Origin of the sequence: Pedobacter flavus, from assembly GCF_036324285.1 — a bacterium.
Taxonomy (GTDB): Bacteria; Bacteroidota; Bacteroidia; order Sphingobacteriales; family Sphingobacteriaceae; genus Pedobacter; species Pedobacter flavus.
Genome location: NZ_JAZDQU010000001.1, coordinates 107,208 through 123,306, shown reverse-complemented (window position 1 = coordinate 123,306; position 16,099 = coordinate 107,208). Strand labels below are relative to the sequence as shown.

Sequence of the window (16,099 nt, the reverse complement as noted above, 5' to 3'; positions counted from 1 at the left end):
AAATTACTAAACCAACTAAATGAACCACTCACAAACATATCAAACTACTTCAAACCACAACCAATCTCCATATTTGGTGATTTTGGGTGGGGGCGAAAGTGGCGTGGGTGCAGCAAAGTTGGGCCTAAAACAAGGTTTTAAAGTATTTTTATCGGATGCTGGTAATATCTCTAAAAAGTACAGTGAAGAACTTAATGATTTAAATGTTCCATTCGAGTCTAATAAGCATTCTCTCGAAGAAATTTTAAAGGCCGATTTAATTATTAAAAGTCCAGGTATTCCTGCAACTGCAGCAGTAGTTTTAAAAGCTGTTGAAGCTAAAATCCCAGTCATTTCAGAAATTGAGTTTGCTGGACGATATACCTCAGCCAAAAAAATATGTATTACAGGTTCTAATGGTAAAACCACAACAACTTTATTAACCTACCATTTACTAAAAAAGGCTGGTTTAAATGTTGGATTGGCAGGAAATATTGGAAATAGTTTTGCCGCTCAAGTAGCAACAGCAAATTTCGATTTCTACGTTTTAGAGATTTCTAGTTTTATGCTAGATGATATGTACGATTTTAAAGCAGATATAGCTGTTTTACTAAATATTACACCAGATCATTTAGATAGATATGCATATAGTTTAGACTTATATGCCGATTCTAAAATGAGAATTACTCAAAATCAAACTCAAGCCGATTCATTTATTTATTGTGCAGACGATCCCGAAACATTGAAATGTTTAGAAAGACACATTATAAATGCTAAAAAATATCCTTTTTCAATACAAAAAACCACAGGAGTAACTGCCTTTTTGCAAAATAACAACATACAAATAAACCTTCATAATCCATTTACTATGTCTATCACAGATTTAGCCTTACAAGGCAAACACAATCTTTATAATTCTATGGCTTCGGGTATAGTAGCAAAGGTGCTTGAACTAAGAAATGAGACTATACGTGAAAGTATGGGAGATTTTAAAAATCTTGCACATAGATTAGAGCATGTTGCCAAAATATCAGGTATAGATTATATAAATGATAGTAAAGCAACCAATGTAAATGCCACTTGGTATGCTATAGAAAGTATTCCAACTGATATTGTGTTAATTATGGGTGGGGTTGATAAAGGTAATGATTACAACATGATGAAGGATGTTGTTAAGCAAAAGGTTAAAGCCATTGTATGTCTAGGAAAGGATAATAAACGTATTCACGAAGCTTTTGAAGATGATGTAGATATTATTGTTAATACATTTTCTGCCACAGAAGCTGTTCAAGTAGCTTATCATTTAGCAAAGAAAGGCGATACTGTTTTATTGTCGCCAGCTTGCGCAAGTTTCGATTTGTTTAAAAATTACGAAGATAGAGGAGATCAATTTAAATCTGCAGTAAGAGAGTTGTAAAATGAATTTTTTCAATCAAATATTTCAAAAGGCCAAAGGCGATAGATATATATGGATAGTAATTATTTTATTATCTCTAATTTCTATTCTTACGGTTTATAGTTCTACCGCTACAATCGCCTTAAATAAGGGTCAAAGCGTAGAGGTGTATTTATTGTTTAAACACGTTATTTTTATTATCGCAGGTATTGCAATGATTTACTTTGCGCATTTATTAGATTATAAATATTATGCAGGTATTTCAAAGGTTTTAATGATTATTACCGTACCGCTGTTGGTTTATACTTTATTGTTTGGTAAAAATTTAAACGATGCCTCTCGTTGGGTGGCAATTCCCGGGACTAGTTTAACTTTCCAAACATCAGATTTAGCCAAATTAGCATTAATTACGTTTTTAGCTAGGATGTTAACCCGTAAGCAAGAAAACATTAAGGATGTAAAAACTGCATTTATTCCTATTATATCGTCTGTTTGTGTGGTAATTGTATTAATTGCAATCGCAAATTTAAGTACAGCATTAATGTTATTTGGGGTAAGTATTTTACTGTTAATTATAGGTAGGATAAGTATTAAACAAATAGCTATAGTGTCGGTAGCAGGTGTTGTTTTGCTTGCAGGGGTTATGCTTTTAGGTCCAAGGGGTGAAACTTATAAGTCTAGGATCAGATCGTTCGCAAATCCAGAATCACAACATAGTGATAAAACTTTTCAAGCAGACCAAAGTAAAATAGCATTGGCCACTGGTGGTTTAATAGGGAAAGGTCCAGGTGGAAGTACACAAAGAAACTTTTTACCACACCCATATTCAGATTTTATTTTCGCAATTATTGTGGAGGAGTACGGTACGGTTGGAGCCATTGTGGTGGTAATGCTCTATTTATTTTTATTATATAGGTGTGTTAAAATAGTAACAAAGGCACCTAAGGCTTTCGGTGCATTACTGGCGGCCGGATTGAGTTTTAGTTTAACCATTCAGGCTTTTGCAAATATGGCCGTAGCTGTGGGCTTAGGTCCGGTTACGGGGGTACCTTTGCCGTTAATAAGTATGGGAGGTACCTCAATTTTGTTCACAAGTATAGCTTTCGGTATAATATTAAGCGTAAGTAGAGATGTTGAACAGCACGAAAAGAAAAAAGTAATTGTAGGCGAAATACCAGCAATGGCTTAATTAAAAATATTAGTATAAAATTATGCAAGCAACTAGAATAATGATAACAGGAGGCGGAACAGGAGGACATATCTTCCCGGCAGTTTCTATAGCCAATGCGCTTAGAGAAATTGAACCTCAATGTGAAATTTTATTTGTTGGCGCATTAGGTAGAATGGAAATGGAAAAAGTTCCAGCTGCAGGTTATAAAATAGTCGGACTAAACATCAGTGGTTTCCAAAGAGGAAGTATATTAAAAAATTTAAATCTTCCTTTTAAAGTGATTGAAAGTGTTAGTAAGGCCAAAGATTTAATTAACGAATTTAAGCCAGATGTAATTGTTGGTGTGGGTGGTTATGCATCCGGTCCACTATTATATGCTGCTTCAAGAAAAAAAATCCCATATCTTATTCAAGAACAAAATTCATTTGCTGGTATAACCAATAAATGGTTATCTAAAAATGCAGCGAAGATTTGTGTCGCTTTCGATGGAATGGAAAGGTTTTTTCCGGCAGAGAAGATATTAAAAACTGGAAATCCTGTAAGATCTTCAGTTATAGATGTAAAAGATAAAAGATTTGCAGGTGCAACCTTGTTAAAGTTAGATCCTTTAAAGAAAACAATTTTGGTAACTGGTGGATCTTTAGGTTCGGCTATGCTTAATAAGAGTGTTGAACGCTTTATTGATGAATTAGTTGCGAATGATATTCAATTAATCTGGCAAACTGGTAAATATTATTTCGAAGGAATAATGGAGCGTGTTGGTCCATCAAAACCAGGAATAATCATATTAGAATTTTTATATAAAATGGATTTAGCTTATGCCGCAGCAGATGTAATTATTAGTCGAGCTGGTGCAGGTACAATTGCCGAATTATGTTTTATTAAAAAGCCAGTTATCTTGGTGCCTTCCCCAAATGTGGCAGAAGATCATCAAACACAAAATGCAATGGCATTGGTGAAAAATGGCGCTGCAATTTTAATTAAAGATGATGAAGCGGAAGTGAATTTAATACCTGAAGCTATTAATCTAATTAATGACGAGGCAAAATGCGAAACGTTAAGCGTAAATATTGGTAAGATGGCAATGCCAGATGCCGATTTAATTATAGCAAAAGAGGTGTTAAAATTAGCGGGAAAATAGATATGATTAATTTAAATGTAAATAGGGTGTTTTTGGTAGGTATCGGTGGAATCGGTATGAGTGCCCTTGCCCGTTATTTTGCATTTAAAGGATGTATTGTTTGTGGTTACGATAAAACCAGAACAGCTTTGTGTGAGCAATTAGAAAGAGAAGGAATTATTATTACTTATTTGGATGATGAATCTTCTATTCCTCTAAGTTTTCATACTACCGCTGAGGATACATTAATAATTTATACACCAGCAATTCCTTCTAATTCAGTTCTTCTAAATTATTTTAAGAATGGTGGCTTTCAACTTAAAAAGAGAGCGCAAGTTTTAGGCGAAATAAGTAATAACAGCTATTGTATTGCAGTTGCAGGTACACATGGAAAAACAACCACGTCTTCTTTAATTGCGCATATATTAACGCATACTAAATTTGGGTGTAATGCTTTCTTGGGAGGTATTTTAAGTAATTACAAAACTAATTTTTTATTCAGTACCAATAATGTAATGGTGGTGGAGGCCGATGAATATGATAGATCGTTCCTTACCTTGAACCCAGATATCGCAGTAATTACTTCAATGGATGCAGATCATTTGGATATTTATAATGATGCAAATGATCTTAAAGCAACCTTTAGAGAATTTAGTCAAAAGGTTAAACAAGACGGGTTTTTGTTTAAGCAAGCTAATTTACCATTAGAAAACGGACAATCTTATGCGGCATTAATTGAGGCAGATTATTATGCAGATAATATTAGAGTTATAGATGGTGCCTTTATTTTTAACTATATCGGTAAACTTGGAAATATTAAGGATGTTAAATTAAGGCTTCCAGGAAATCATAACGTAGAAAATGCTGTTGCTGCAATTACTGTTGCGCTTCAATTAGGTATAGATTCTGAGAAAATTAAACTTGCTGTAGATGAATTTCTAGGTGTTAAAAGACGTTTCGAGGTTGTGTTAAATACACCTGATGTAAAAATTATAGACGATTATGCGCATCATCCCGATGAGTTGAAAGCGTGTTTTGAAGCAGTAAGAATGTTGTTCCCAAAGAAAAAGATGACGGTAATTTTTCAACCGCATTTATTTTCAAGAACTAGAGATTTTGTGAATGAGTTTGCTGAGGTATTAAGTAAACCAGATCAATTATTGTTGTTGGATATTTATCCAGCAAGAGAATTGCCTATCGAAGGGGTAACCTCTTCATGGTTGTTAGATAAAGTTTCATTAAACCAAAAGGAGCTTTGTAAAAAGGAAGATGTTAAAAAAAGGATTAAAGAATTAAAGCCGGAGCTAATTGTAATTGTAGGTGCTGGAGATATAGATACATTGGTAGAACCACTAAAAAATTTAATGCAAAATGCTTAAAAATGTAAATTGGAAAGGCGTATTTAAATTATTTTGTTGGGTAGTTTGCCTTACTGGTCTCGTTTTTTTAATGGGTTTTGTTGAAAAAAAGAAACAAAGTGTTGTATGTAAAGATGTTAGAATTATTATTCCGGGATCGGATAATTTTATTGAAAGTGATGAGATAAATGCAATTTTAAGTGATAATTTTGGGGAACTTCGTGGACTAGATTTTCATGATATCAACATCCATAAAATTGAGCAAAAAATTGCCGAAAATCCTTATATAGATTTTGTAAAAGTTTACGCTGAAATGGATGGCGTTATTAATATAAAAGTAACGCAAAGAGAACCAGTTTTACGTGTTTTAAATGTAAATGGCCAGGATTATTACGTAGATAGTAAAGGTTTAAAAATGCCTATGTCTTCTAATTTTACGGCTCATGTGTTGGTTGCTAATGGTTTTATAAAAGAAAATTTTAGTGGGAAATTAGAACCTATAGAAAGTAAGCAGTTAAATGATTTATACAAAACAGCTGTTTTTATTAAAAACGACTCTTTGTGGAATGCTCAAATAGAACAGTTATATGTAAATGATAATTACGATATGGAGTTTATTCCAAGAGTAGGCATTCAAAAAATATTATTAGGGGATGCAGATGATTTGGAAATTAAAATGAAAAATCTGCTAATTTTTTATAAAAAGGCAATGCCAAAAGTTGGATGGGATACTTATAAAACAATTAATATTAAGTACACCAACCAAATTATAGCTGAAAAAAATAAAATAGATTCTACCAAAAGTAATCAGATTATTGTTTTACCTCAGGTAAATCAAGATACTACTCAAAATGTAACGGTAGATTCTGAAAATACTGCATCGTTAAAAAACAATGCAGAGGGTGTTAAAAGCCCGGTTATTAAAAAAGAAAATAACGCGACTGGCAAAAAGCAAGTAGCAGAAAAAAATAAAACGCAACAATAAAAATTAATCGTTATGGGCAAAGAGAAATTTACGGAACATTCACCAATTGTAGTTGGTTTAGACATCGGTACTACTAAAATTTGTGTAATTGTAGGAAGGCGTACCAATCATGATAAAATTGAAGTATTGGGTATTGGAAAAGCCGAATCTTCTGGTGTAACTCGTGGTGTAGTATCTAATATTCAAAAAACGGTTCAAGGAATTTCTGAGGCTGTAGAAATTGCAAGTGGCCAATCAAATGTTGAGATCCAAGTGGTTAATGTTGGTATTGCAGGTCAACACATCAAAAGTTTACAGCATAGAGGAATTTTAACGCGTCGTGAATTGAATACTGAAATCAGTAAAAAGGATATCGATAAGTTAATTGAAGATATGTTTAAGCTGGTTATGCCTCCAGGAGAAGAGATTATTCATGTGTTGCCACAAGAATTTACCATAGATAATGAGCCAGGAATTAAAGACCCAATAGGAATGGCTGGAGTTAGATTAGAAGCTAACTTCCACATTATTTCTGGTCAAGTTACTGCGGTTAAAAATATTTTAAAATGCGTAGGTAATGCCGGATTAAAAGCCCAAGATTTAATTTTAGAGCCATTGGCTTCTTCAGAATCAGTGCTTAGTGAGGAAGAAAAAGAAGCAGGTGTTGCGCTTGTTGATATCGGTGGTGGTACTACTGATATTGCTATTTTCCACGAAGGCATTATTAGACATACAGCTGTTATTCCATTTGGTGGAAATAGTGTAACTGAAGATATTCGTGAAGGTTGCTCAGTAATGAGAAATCAAGCTGAACTTTTAAAGACGCGTTTTGGTTCAGCGCTTGCCGAAGAAAATAAGGAAAATGAGATTATCTGTGTGCCAGGATTAAGAGGTAGAGAGCCTAAAGAAATTTCAGTTAAGAATCTTGCTTATGTAATTCAAGCAAGAATGGAAGAAATAATTGAGCATGTTTATTATGAAATAAAATCATCTGGTTATGAGAAAAAGCTAATAGGGGGAGTGGTAATTACAGGTGGTGGTGCTCTTTTAAAACACTTAACTCAATTGGTAGAGTTTGTTACTGGTTTAGAGTGTAGAGTGGGCTATCCAAATGAGCACCTTTCTAGAAGTGAAACAATGCAAAAAACCACGTACGAGGAATTAATTAGCCCGATGTATGCTACTAGTATTGGTTTATTAATTAAAGGTATTGTAAAAGCAGAGGAGTTGCAAAGAGAGATGGAAGGTGGGGAAGTAGTGGTTGAAAAAGAAAAAAGCAGACCTGCAAAAAAAGTAAATGAAGGTCTTTTTGGAAGGCTGTTGAAAAAGACAACAGAGTTTATAAAAGACGATATGGATGTGAGCGATGAGGAATATTTAAAGAGATAATTTTCCACATTTAATTAATTTTCCACATTCTTAACAAATGTGGAAAACCTGTGTTGAAAAAGTGTTAATATTACATTTGGAGTAGAACAGTAACCGAATAGAAATAAAAGACTGATTCATAAGATTATGCAATTCGAAATGTTAAAAGATAAATCCTCCATCATCAAAGTAATTGGTGTTGGTGGTGGTGGTGGTAATGCTGTAAATCACATGTACCGCCAAGGAATTACGGGTGTCGACTTCATTATCTGTAATACGGATGCACAAGCCTTAGAGTTTAGCCCCATCCCTAATAAAGTTCAATTAGGAGCAAGTTTAACAGAAGGAATGGGTGCCGGATCAATCCCGGAAGTTGGGAAAAACTCGGCGATTGAAAATATTGATGATATAAAAAACATGTTAGGTAGTACTACCAAAATGCTTTTTATAACTGCCGGAATGGGTGGAGGTACAGGTACTGGAGCAAGTCCAATTATCGCGAAAGCGGCAAAGGAACTCGATATTCTTACCGTAGCAATTATTACAACGCCTTTTTCTTTTGAAGGAAAACGTCGTAAAATGCAAGCCGAAGATGGTTTAGAAGAATTAAAAAAATATGTAGATTCTTATCTGGTAATCTCTAACGATAGAATGAGGGAGATTTTCGGGAATCTAACCTTAGGATCTGCATTTGCTCAAGCAGATAATATCTTAACAACGGCAGCCAAAGGAATTGCAGAAATTATTACGGTTCCTGGTTACATAAACGTCGATTTTAAAGATGTTAGAACTGTTATGAAAGATAGTGGCGTTTCTATCATGGGTAGTTATGCTGCAGCTGGCGAAAATAGAGCATTGGAAGCTGTTCAAGGAGCTTTGGCTTCGCCTTTATTAAAAGATAATGAAATTGAAGGCGCTAGATATATTTTGTTAAATATTAGTTCTGGAATTAATGAAGTAACAATGGATGAAGTTTCTATTATTACTGATTATATTCAAGAGCAAGCAGGATTAAGTGCTGATTTAATTTGGGGTAATTGTATTGACGAAAACTTAGGTGAAAATCTTTCAGTTACCATTATTGCAACAGGTTTTCAAACTAAAGAAGAAAGAGAATTAGACCGTAAAAACGTTAAAAAAATCTCTATGCTTACGCCAGAAGATGCGCCTTTAGTTAAGCCGGTTACTCCAATGAATTCTTTTATAGAACCAAAAGAAGAACCAGTAGTTGCTGAACCAGTATTAAAACAAAGAGAAGAGGTAGCTCAGTCAGATTTATTTGCTGGCTTCTTTAATCCAACTCCTTCTAAAGAATCAACTCCTTCTAATGAAACAGTTGTTCATCAGTTGGTGGATACAGAAAAACCTCAAGAATCTAAATCAGAACCTAGTTTTGAGTTTGAATTAAAAGTGTCTGAAACAGATTTTACTTTTGAAACGCCAAAACCGTCATTCGAAACTTTAGAGTCTGAAAAATTTGAAGCTTCTATTCCTGCAGATGAAAATGTTGAAGAGGAATCTATTGAAGATCAACTTAGAAAATCTAAAGAACGTATCTTAAGACTTAAAGATTTAAGCATGAAGTTGCGTACTACTAATGGACTTCAAGAATTAGAAGCAGAACCTGCATATAAACGTAAACAAATGCAGTTTCAACAAATTCAGCATTCTTCGGAATCTCAGGTTTCTAGATTTACGCTAAGCAGCGATGAGGATGGGTCAACAGAAATTAGACCTAATAACTCATTTCTTCATGATAATGTAGATTAAGCCTATTGTGAAATATAATATAAAAAAAAAACCCTGTCAACTTAATAATTGTCAGGGTTTTTTTGTTCAAATATTCAAGTTTTCGGTTTTGAATGAAACCAAAATTAATTCTTGAATTTTTATTAAATTTGTAAAATTTTTAAATAATAATAACTCTTATACCATTGGATATTTTTGATAAACTTTTAAAGAGAATGGGACCTTTAGGTGAGCACCATAGTTGGTCTCACGGCTATTTCTCTTTTCCTAAATTAGAGGGTGAAATTGCACCTCATATGAATTTTAAAGGCAAAGAACATTTAGTTTGGAGTCTAAACAATTATTTGGGATTAGCTAACCACCCTGAAGTTAGAAAGGCAGATGCTCAAGGTGCTGCAGATTTTGGTATGGCGTACCCGATGGGTGCCAGAATGATGTCGGGTAACTCTAAGTATCACGAACAATTAGAACAAGAATTAGCAGCTTTTGTTGGTAAGGAAGATTCATTTCTTTTAAATTTTGGCTACCAAGGTATGGTATCTATTATCGATGCATTAGTCGATAGAAATGATGTTATTGTTTATGATGCAGAATCTCATGCATGTATTGTTGATGGACTTCGTTTACACTTAGGAAAGCGTTTCGTTTATCAGCATAATGATATTGAAAGTGCGCGCAAACAATTAGAAAGAGCAAAGAAAATTACTGAACAAACTGGAGGTGGTATTTTAGTAATCACTGAAGGTGTTTTTGGTATGTCTGGTGCTCAAGGAAAATTGAAAGAAATTATTGAACTTAAAAAAGATTTCGATTTCCGCTTATTAATTGATGATGCTCATGGCTTCGGTACAATGGGTAAAACTGGTGCCGGTACGCACGAAGAACAAGATTGTATTGATGGGGTAGATGTTTATTTCTCTACTTTCGCAAAATCAATGGCAGGAATTGGTGCTTTTGTGGCTTCAACTCCAGAAATTACTACTTACTTAAGGTATAATATGCGCTCGCAAACTTTTGCTAAAGCATTGCCTATGCCTATGGTAATCGGTTTGTTGAAAAGATTAGAACTTCTTAAAAATAATCCTGAATTAAGAGAAAAGTTGTGGAACATCGCTAGAACTTTGCAAAACGGATTAAGAGAAAGAGGATTTGATATTGGTGTTACCAATACAGTGGTTACTCCAGTGTTTCTTAAAGGTGATTTAAACGAAGCTACTGCTTTAACTTTCGACCTTAGAGAAAATTATAGTATTTTCTGTTCAATCGTTGTTTACCCTGTAATTCCTAAGGGTATGATTGAGTTACGCTTAATCCCAACAGCAGTTCATACGTTAGAAGATGTTCAAAGAACGCTTAATGCATTCTCTGAAGTTTCTGAAAAACTTAAAACAGGATATTATAAAGAAAATCAATTTCAAAAAGGATAAAATTTGCTATTTATTTAAAATGCCCATTTAGCTATCTAAATGGGCATTTTTTTTATTTTTTTATTTTAACTTGCTGTAATTCAATCAAATAAACTATTAATTATTAACATTTTTGATGAAAAAAGTCCAAAATGTGGAAAAAAACATTCAAAAGGGCGTTTTTTTATTTTGATAAAAATTTTTTTATTTGAATAATCCACTTAATTTAGTGGAAGAGTATTAATTAAAACCTTAAAAACTAAAGGAGTAACTAAAAAATGAAAAAATTTAACGAAGTAAAAGCGCTTATCGCTTCATTAGAAGCTGACGCAGACAAATTCTACAACAAAGCTAACAGTGCTGCTGGTACTCGTGTACGTAAAGGTATGCAAGACTTAAAAAACATGGCACAAGCTATTCGTTTAGAAGTTCAAGAAACTAAAAACAAAGCTGCAGCTCCTGCAAAAAAGAAATAATTTAAATTTCTTTAAATAAAAAAACCCCTTAACTTAATTAAGGGGTTTTTTTATGATTAATCATTAACTAGTTATCATTTAATATAGCTGATATCGAATTTTCTAATTCCTTACTTGCTTTTACTAATGGTAATCTAACATAATCCTCACAAACACCTAATATTTTTAATGCTGATTTAACTCCTGCTGGATTGCCTTCAGCAAATAATAGTCTTGTAAATTCTATTAATGATGCATGAATGGTAGCAGCTTCTGCGAATTTCCCACTTAAACATAATCTTACCATGGTAGAGAATTGTCTAGGTAAGGCATTTCCAACTACACTAATTACGCCTATCGCACCCATCGACATCATTTGTAAGGTAATTGGATCATCACCCGAAATCAAGGAGAAATGAGCTGGTTTATCGCGCATAATTTGATTAAACTGATCAAAATTTGCCGACGCTTCTTTTATGGCAATAATATTTTTGAAATCATTAGCCAATCTTATGGTTGTATCGGCCAACATATTAGAACCTGTTCTCCCAGGTACATTATAAAGTATTATAGGAAGTTTACTGTGCTCACTTAAGTATTTATAATGTTGGTATATTCCTTCTTGGGTTGGCTTATTGTAATACGGACTTACAGATAATATTGCATCATAACCTTCTATATTAAATGAAGCCATTTGTTTGCCAATTTCTAAAGTGTTATTTCCTCCAATTCCTGCAATTAAAGGTACTCTTCCTGCTACTTTTTCACTGGTGAATTTCCAAATATCCTGCTTTTCTTGCGCAGTTAGTGTTGCTGTTTCTCCAGTTGTACCTAAAGAAACTATATATTCAATTCCACCGTCTATAAGGTGGTTTATTAAGTTTTCTAATGCTGGGAAGTCTACTTCGCCATTCTCATTAAATGGAGTAACAGCTGCTACTCCTGTGCCTTGTAAATTAAGCATTTATATGTGATTAGGATTGTGTAATTAAATTTAGTAATTCTTGTTCAGATAAAATTGGAATTTTTAGTTTCGTTGCCTTTTCTAATTTAGATGGCCCCATATTGTCGCCCGCAACTAAATAATCTAGTTTAGACGATATTCCACTTAATATTTTACCTCCGTTTTCTTCTATTTTTTCTTTTAGAGCATCTCTACTGAAGTTTTCAAAAACTCCAGATATTACAAATGTTTTGCCAGCCAATACTTCACTTACAGCTGTTTTTTCAACTTCAATAATCTCAAAATGCAGACCAGCTTGTTTTAAAGCTTCTATTTGTGCTATGTTTTTTGGATTATCAAAATGCGTTCTAACACTTTCTGCAATTCTTATACCTATCTCATCTATGGCAATTAATGTATCTAAATCAGCATTAATAATATTGTCTATGTTTTTTAAAGCTAATGCCAATTTTTTGGCTACAGTTTCTCCCACATACCTGATGCCCAATCCAAATAATACTTTTTCAAAAGGCTTGTTTTTAGAGTCCTCTATGCCTTTAAGCATATTGTAAATCGATTTTTCTCCAAATCGCTCTAATTTTTTAAGTTCATCTTCATGTAAATGAAGCTGGTATAAATCTTGGATATTGTTGATGAGTTTGTTTTTGAAAAATGCTTCAATGGTTTCGTCGCCCAAACCATCTATATTCATGGCCTTTCTACTTATGAAATGCTGAATTTTTCCAACAATCTGAGGCGGACAAGCTTCTTCATTCGGACAATAATGAACAGCTTCCCCTTCTTTTCTAATTAGTGGAGTTCCACACTCTGGACAATTTGTAGGATAATTAATTTTCTGAGCATGTGCTGATCTGAGTTCTTCTTTTACTCTTATAATTTTTGGGATAATTTCACCTCCCTTTTCAACAATTACAGTATCATCTTCATGCAAATCCAAACGTTCAATTTCGTTAGCATTGTGCAAAGTGGCTCTTTTAACTATAGTGCCAGCTAATGGTACGGGGGTCAAATTAGCAACTGGTGTAACTGCTCCTGTTCGTCCAACTTGATAGGTAACACTTTTTAGTTTTGTGAAAGCTTCTGCAGCTTTGTATTTATAGGCAATAGCCCATTTTGGCGATTTGGCAGTAAAGCCTAATTCATTTTGTTGAGCATAGCTATTTACTTTTAATACGATTCCATCAATCTCGTACGATAATTTAAATCGCTCAGTTTCCCAATATTTGATGAATTCCAAGGCTGTTTCAATATTTGGAACGAGTTGGTTGTGTTCACATACATTGTAACCCCATTTTTTTACTTCATTTAAACTTTCCCAATGAGTTTTAAATCTATGGTTGTCTGTATAAAGAAAATATAAAAAGCAATCTAATGGTCGCTTTGCTACTTCTGCGCTGTCCTGCATTTTTATGGTTCCTGAGGCAAAATTTCTAGGGTTGGCATAGGTTTGCTCGCCTAAAACTTCACGTTGCTGATTTAAGCGCTCAAATGCCGCTTTATGCATGAATATTTCACCCCTTATTTCAAATTTTTTCGGAATATTGTCTCCATACACCTGATGTGGTATTTTGTTGATGGTTTTTACATTTGCGGTAACATCATCTCCTTGTACTCCATCGCCACGCGTAATGGCTTGCACAAGTTTGCCATCTTCAAATGTTATACTTATAGATAACCCATCAAACTTAAGTTCACATACGTACTCGAAATTTGAGCCTATTTCTTTCTTTATTCTTTCATCAAAATCTCTTAAATCCTGTTCATTATAAGTGTTTCCCAATGATAACATGGGATATTTATGCTTTACAGTTTTAAAATTTTTGGTAATATCACCCCCAACTTTTAAAGTTGGCGAATTGGGATCCTGAAATTCAGGATATTGTTTTTCTAATTCAGCTAGTTCTTCTAGTTTTTTGTCGAACTCATAATCACCTATGGTAGGCATCGCCAAAACATAGTAATTATAGTTGTGTTGATTTAGCTCTTTTACTAATTCTTGAATTTTTATTTGTACATCATGAGACATATACAAATATAGAATAAAAGTGCATTTATATTGATTTAAACTAGATTATTGTCTCAAGTTTTTATTTTTATAATTACTCAATTCTAACGCCATTACATTAAATATTTTTAATAACTCTGTTTCGTTTTCTGCTATATATTGATCTATTTGATCATGAAGCTCATCTATTTTTTGCTTTTCCATGCCTTCAGGCCATACTCTCATGCAAATTCTGTTTAAAGCATAAGCTATATTAGCAGTTTTTTGATAGCTTATTAAATATTTGCTAGACGTGAAATTATTTAAAAAATTCATCACCGTTTCGGGTGATTCTACTCGGCAAAGGTTCAGAAATTCTATGATGGTTTCTTTTGGCGCAGTTTGTAAGGCCGTATATAAATCTTGAACATGTAAATGGTTGTATTTTATAAGCAAATGGTCTAACATTAATTCTAGACTAATATGCGCTAAAAATGAAGGTCTTATCTCTGTTCCTTCTGTTATCGGTTGTATTTTTTCTTTAATTCTTTGAGTTTGCTCATAAAAAAAATCAGAAGAATGAAACAGTTTATCAATAATTATGTGATTTTTCCAGCCTAAATAAATTTCATTGATTCCTGGTTCTGAATATTTTTCGGGTTGTTTTAATGGACTCTCTATTTTAAATTTCCCAGCATTTTTAATGAAATCTGGCAGTAGTGAACCCATTATTCTAAGAGAAGAAGTTTGGCGGTCGAAATAATAATGAGATAGAAAGTTCATCTTGTTAAAATAATTATAAAGGTAGGGTATTAAACAATTGATTGTGCTTAAAATAATTAAGAAATTCACTCAATTCGAGCAATATAATTATCTTTGCATCCCAAATTTATAGTATATGACCAATTTTGTAGAATCCCTTCGTTGGAGAAAAATGTTGCATGATATAATGCCTGAAACGGAAGATAAATTAGCTGAAGGTATGAAGTCAGGTTATATTGGTTTTGATCCTACAGCTGATTCTCTACATGTTGGCCATTTGGTGCAAATTATGACTTTAATTCACTTCCAGGCGGCAGGTCATAAGCCTTTTGCTTTAGTTGGAGGTGCTACTGGAATGGTGGGCGATCCCTCAGGAAAATCTGCGGAAAGAAATCTTTTAGATTCAGATGCACTAAATCATAACGTTGCATGTATAAAAAAGCAACTTTCTAAATTCCTTCATTTTTCTGATGAAGGGAATGGAGCAGTGCTTGTGAATAATGCCGACTGGTTTAAAAATATGAGTTTCCTGGATTTTATAAGAGATGTAGGAAAGCATATTACAGTAAATTATATGATGGCTAAGGATAGTGTTAAAAAACGTTTAGAAGGAGACGCAGGTCTTTCTTTTACAGAGTTTAGCTATCAGCTTATTCAAGGTTATGATTTTTTCCATTTATGGAAAGAACATAATTGTATAATTCAAATGGGAGGCTCCGATCAATGGGGTAATATAGTTACTGGAACAGAATTAATTAGAAGAAAAGCTAGCGGACAAGCTTATGCTTTAACGACTCAATTAATTAAAAAATCTGATGGTACTAAATTTGGAAAAACTGAATCAGGTGCAGTTTGGTTGGATCCAGAAAAAACTTCACCTTATAAATTTTACCAATTTTGGTTAAATTCTAGTGATGAAGATGTAAAAAGCTGGATTAGAATTTTCACTTTAAAAACTGAACAAGAAATTCTTGATTTGGAAGTGAAACATGATGAAGCACCTCATTTGAGGATTTTACAAAAAGCATTGGCCGAAGATTTAACAGAGAGGGTTCACAGTAAAGAAGCATTAGAAATTGCTTTAAAAACATCCGATTTCTTGTTTGGGAACAGTGGTCTTGAATTTTTAAATACTTTATCAGAAAATCAAATCATGGAAATATTTGAAGGTGTTCCACAATTCAATATTTCTAAAGAGCAGTTGTCTAATTGTGCTGATGTGGTAAGTTTATTAGCAGAAGATACATCTGTTTTCCCATCAAAAGGCGAAGCAAAAAAAATGATTCAAGCTGGAGCAGTTTCTATTAATCGAACTAAAGTAAATAGTATCAGCGATAAAATAGGAGCCGAAAATCTTATCAATAAACAATATTTAATTGTTCAAAGAGGAAAGAAAAACTATTTTTTAATTATAGTGAAGTAA

General features: G+C 33.4%; 13 protein-coding genes. 10 read left to right on the top strand and 3 right to left on the bottom strand.

Features of this window, described 5'->3' with window-relative positions:
- The first annotated feature begins 19 nt into the window (after positions 1–19).
- The 9 genes from murD to VRU49_RS00495 all read left to right on the top strand — a co-directional run bounded on the left by murD (position 20) and on the right by VRU49_RS00495 (position 10,987).
- A complete protein-coding gene (gene murD, locus VRU49_RS00535; protein WP_330144816.1) occupies positions 20–1,396 on the top strand; it encodes a UDP-N-acetylmuramoyl-L-alanine--D-glutamate ligase in 1,377 nt (458 codons plus the stop codon).
- A gap of 1 nt (position 1,397) precedes the next feature.
- Entirely contained in the window at positions 1,398–2,564 is a 1,167-nt protein-coding gene (locus VRU49_RS00530; RefSeq protein ID WP_330144815.1) for an FtsW/RodA/SpoVE family cell cycle protein, read from the top strand.
- A gap of 22 nt (positions 2,565–2,586) precedes the next feature.
- Positions 2,587–3,687 carry an undecaprenyldiphospho-muramoylpentapeptide beta-N-acetylglucosaminyltransferase gene (gene murG, locus VRU49_RS00525; RefSeq protein WP_330144814.1) on the top strand — a complete coding sequence of 367 codons (1,101 nt, stop codon included), beginning with the start codon at positions 2,587–2,589 and terminating at the stop codon, positions 3,685–3,687.
- Positions 3,688–3,689: 2 nt separating this feature from the next.
- Positions 3,690–5,045: a UDP-N-acetylmuramate--L-alanine ligase gene (gene murC / locus VRU49_RS00520; RefSeq protein WP_330144813.1), complete on the top strand. Its 1,356-nt coding sequence runs from the start codon at positions 3,690–3,692 to the stop codon at positions 5,043–5,045.
- Positions 5,038–6,009, top strand: a complete 972-nt coding sequence (locus VRU49_RS00515) for a cell division protein FtsQ/DivIB (RefSeq protein WP_330144812.1) — start codon at positions 5,038–5,040, stop codon at positions 6,007–6,009. The genes murC and VRU49_RS00515 overlap by 8 nt, the downstream gene beginning before the upstream one ends.
- 12 nt (positions 6,010–6,021) lie before the next feature.
- Entirely contained in the window at positions 6,022–7,377 is a 1,356-nt protein-coding gene (gene ftsA / locus VRU49_RS00510) for a cell division protein FtsA (protein WP_330144811.1), read from the top strand.
- Between the two features lie 126 nt (positions 7,378–7,503).
- Positions 7,504–9,126, top strand: a complete 1,623-nt coding sequence (gene ftsZ, locus VRU49_RS00505) for a cell division protein FtsZ (protein ID WP_330144810.1) — start codon at positions 7,504–7,506, stop codon at positions 9,124–9,126.
- 164 nt (positions 9,127–9,290) lie between these two features.
- Positions 9,291–10,532: an aminotransferase class I/II-fold pyridoxal phosphate-dependent enzyme gene (locus tag VRU49_RS00500; protein WP_330144809.1), complete on the top strand. Its 1,242-nt coding sequence runs from the start codon at positions 9,291–9,293 to the stop codon at positions 10,530–10,532.
- A 257-nt stretch (positions 10,533–10,789) separates the two neighbouring features.
- Complete coding sequence (locus tag VRU49_RS00495; protein ID WP_330144808.1) at positions 10,790–10,987, top strand: histone H1; 198 nt, start codon at positions 10,790–10,792, stop codon at positions 10,985–10,987.
- A gap of 67 nt (positions 10,988–11,054) precedes the next feature.
- On the opposite strand, the gene dapA is transcribed toward VRU49_RS00495, so the two are convergent.
- Genes dapA through VRU49_RS00480 form a run of 3 tightly spaced genes read right to left on the bottom strand, consistent with a single transcriptional unit; the run spans position 11,055 to position 14,697 of the window.
- Complete coding sequence (gene dapA / locus VRU49_RS00490; RefSeq protein WP_330144807.1) at positions 11,055–11,930, bottom strand: 4-hydroxy-tetrahydrodipicolinate synthase; 876 nt, start codon at positions 11,928–11,930, stop codon at positions 11,055–11,057.
- Between the two features lie 10 nt (positions 11,931–11,940).
- The gene (ligA, locus tag VRU49_RS00485; RefSeq protein ID WP_330144806.1) at positions 11,941–13,956 is read right to left on the bottom strand and encodes an NAD-dependent DNA ligase LigA; all 2,016 of its coding nucleotides are present in this window, start codon (positions 13,954–13,956) and stop codon (positions 11,941–11,943) included.
- A 45-nt stretch (positions 13,957–14,001) separates the two neighbouring features.
- Positions 14,002–14,697, bottom strand: a complete 696-nt coding sequence (locus VRU49_RS00480; protein ID WP_330144805.1) for an ACP phosphodiesterase — start codon at positions 14,695–14,697, stop codon at positions 14,002–14,004.
- 115 nt (positions 14,698–14,812) lie between these two features.
- On the opposite strand from VRU49_RS00480, the gene tyrS reads away from it, so the two are divergent.
- Positions 14,813–16,099 carry a tyrosine--tRNA ligase gene (gene tyrS / locus VRU49_RS00475; protein ID WP_330144804.1) on the top strand — a complete coding sequence of 429 codons (1,287 nt, stop codon included), beginning with the start codon at positions 14,813–14,815 and terminating at the stop codon, positions 16,097–16,099.

Coding starts and splice junctions, on each gene's coding strand:
- murD (WP_330144816.1), top strand. CDS start 20: ATGAACCACTCACAAACATATCAAACTACTTCAAACCACAACCAATCT.
- VRU49_RS00530 (WP_330144815.1), top strand. CDS start 1,398: ATGAATTTTTTCAATCAAATATTTCAAAAGGCCAAAGGCGATAGATAT.
- murG (WP_330144814.1), top strand. CDS start 2,587: ATGCAAGCAACTAGAATAATGATAACAGGAGGCGGAACAGGAGGACAT.
- murC (WP_330144813.1), top strand. CDS start 3,690: ATGATTAATTTAAATGTAAATAGGGTGTTTTTGGTAGGTATCGGTGGA.
- VRU49_RS00515 (WP_330144812.1), top strand. CDS start 5,038: ATGCTTAAAAATGTAAATTGGAAAGGCGTATTTAAATTATTTTGTTGG.
- ftsA (WP_330144811.1), top strand. CDS start 6,022: ATGGGCAAAGAGAAATTTACGGAACATTCACCAATTGTAGTTGGTTTA.
- ftsZ (WP_330144810.1), top strand. CDS start 7,504: ATGCAATTCGAAATGTTAAAAGATAAATCCTCCATCATCAAAGTAATT.
- VRU49_RS00495 (WP_330144808.1), top strand. CDS start 10,790: ATGAAAAAATTTAACGAAGTAAAAGCGCTTATCGCTTCATTAGAAGCT.
- dapA (WP_330144807.1), bottom strand. CDS start 11,930: ATGCTTAATTTACAAGGCACAGGAGTAGCAGCTGTTACTCCATTTAAT.
- ligA (WP_330144806.1), bottom strand. CDS start 13,956: ATGTCTCATGATGTACAAATAAAAATTCAAGAATTAGTAAAAGAGCTA.
- VRU49_RS00480 (WP_330144805.1), bottom strand. CDS start 14,697: ATGAACTTTCTATCTCATTATTATTTCGACCGCCAAACTTCTTCTCTT.
- tyrS (WP_330144804.1), top strand. CDS start 14,813: ATGACCAATTTTGTAGAATCCCTTCGTTGGAGAAAAATGTTGCATGAT.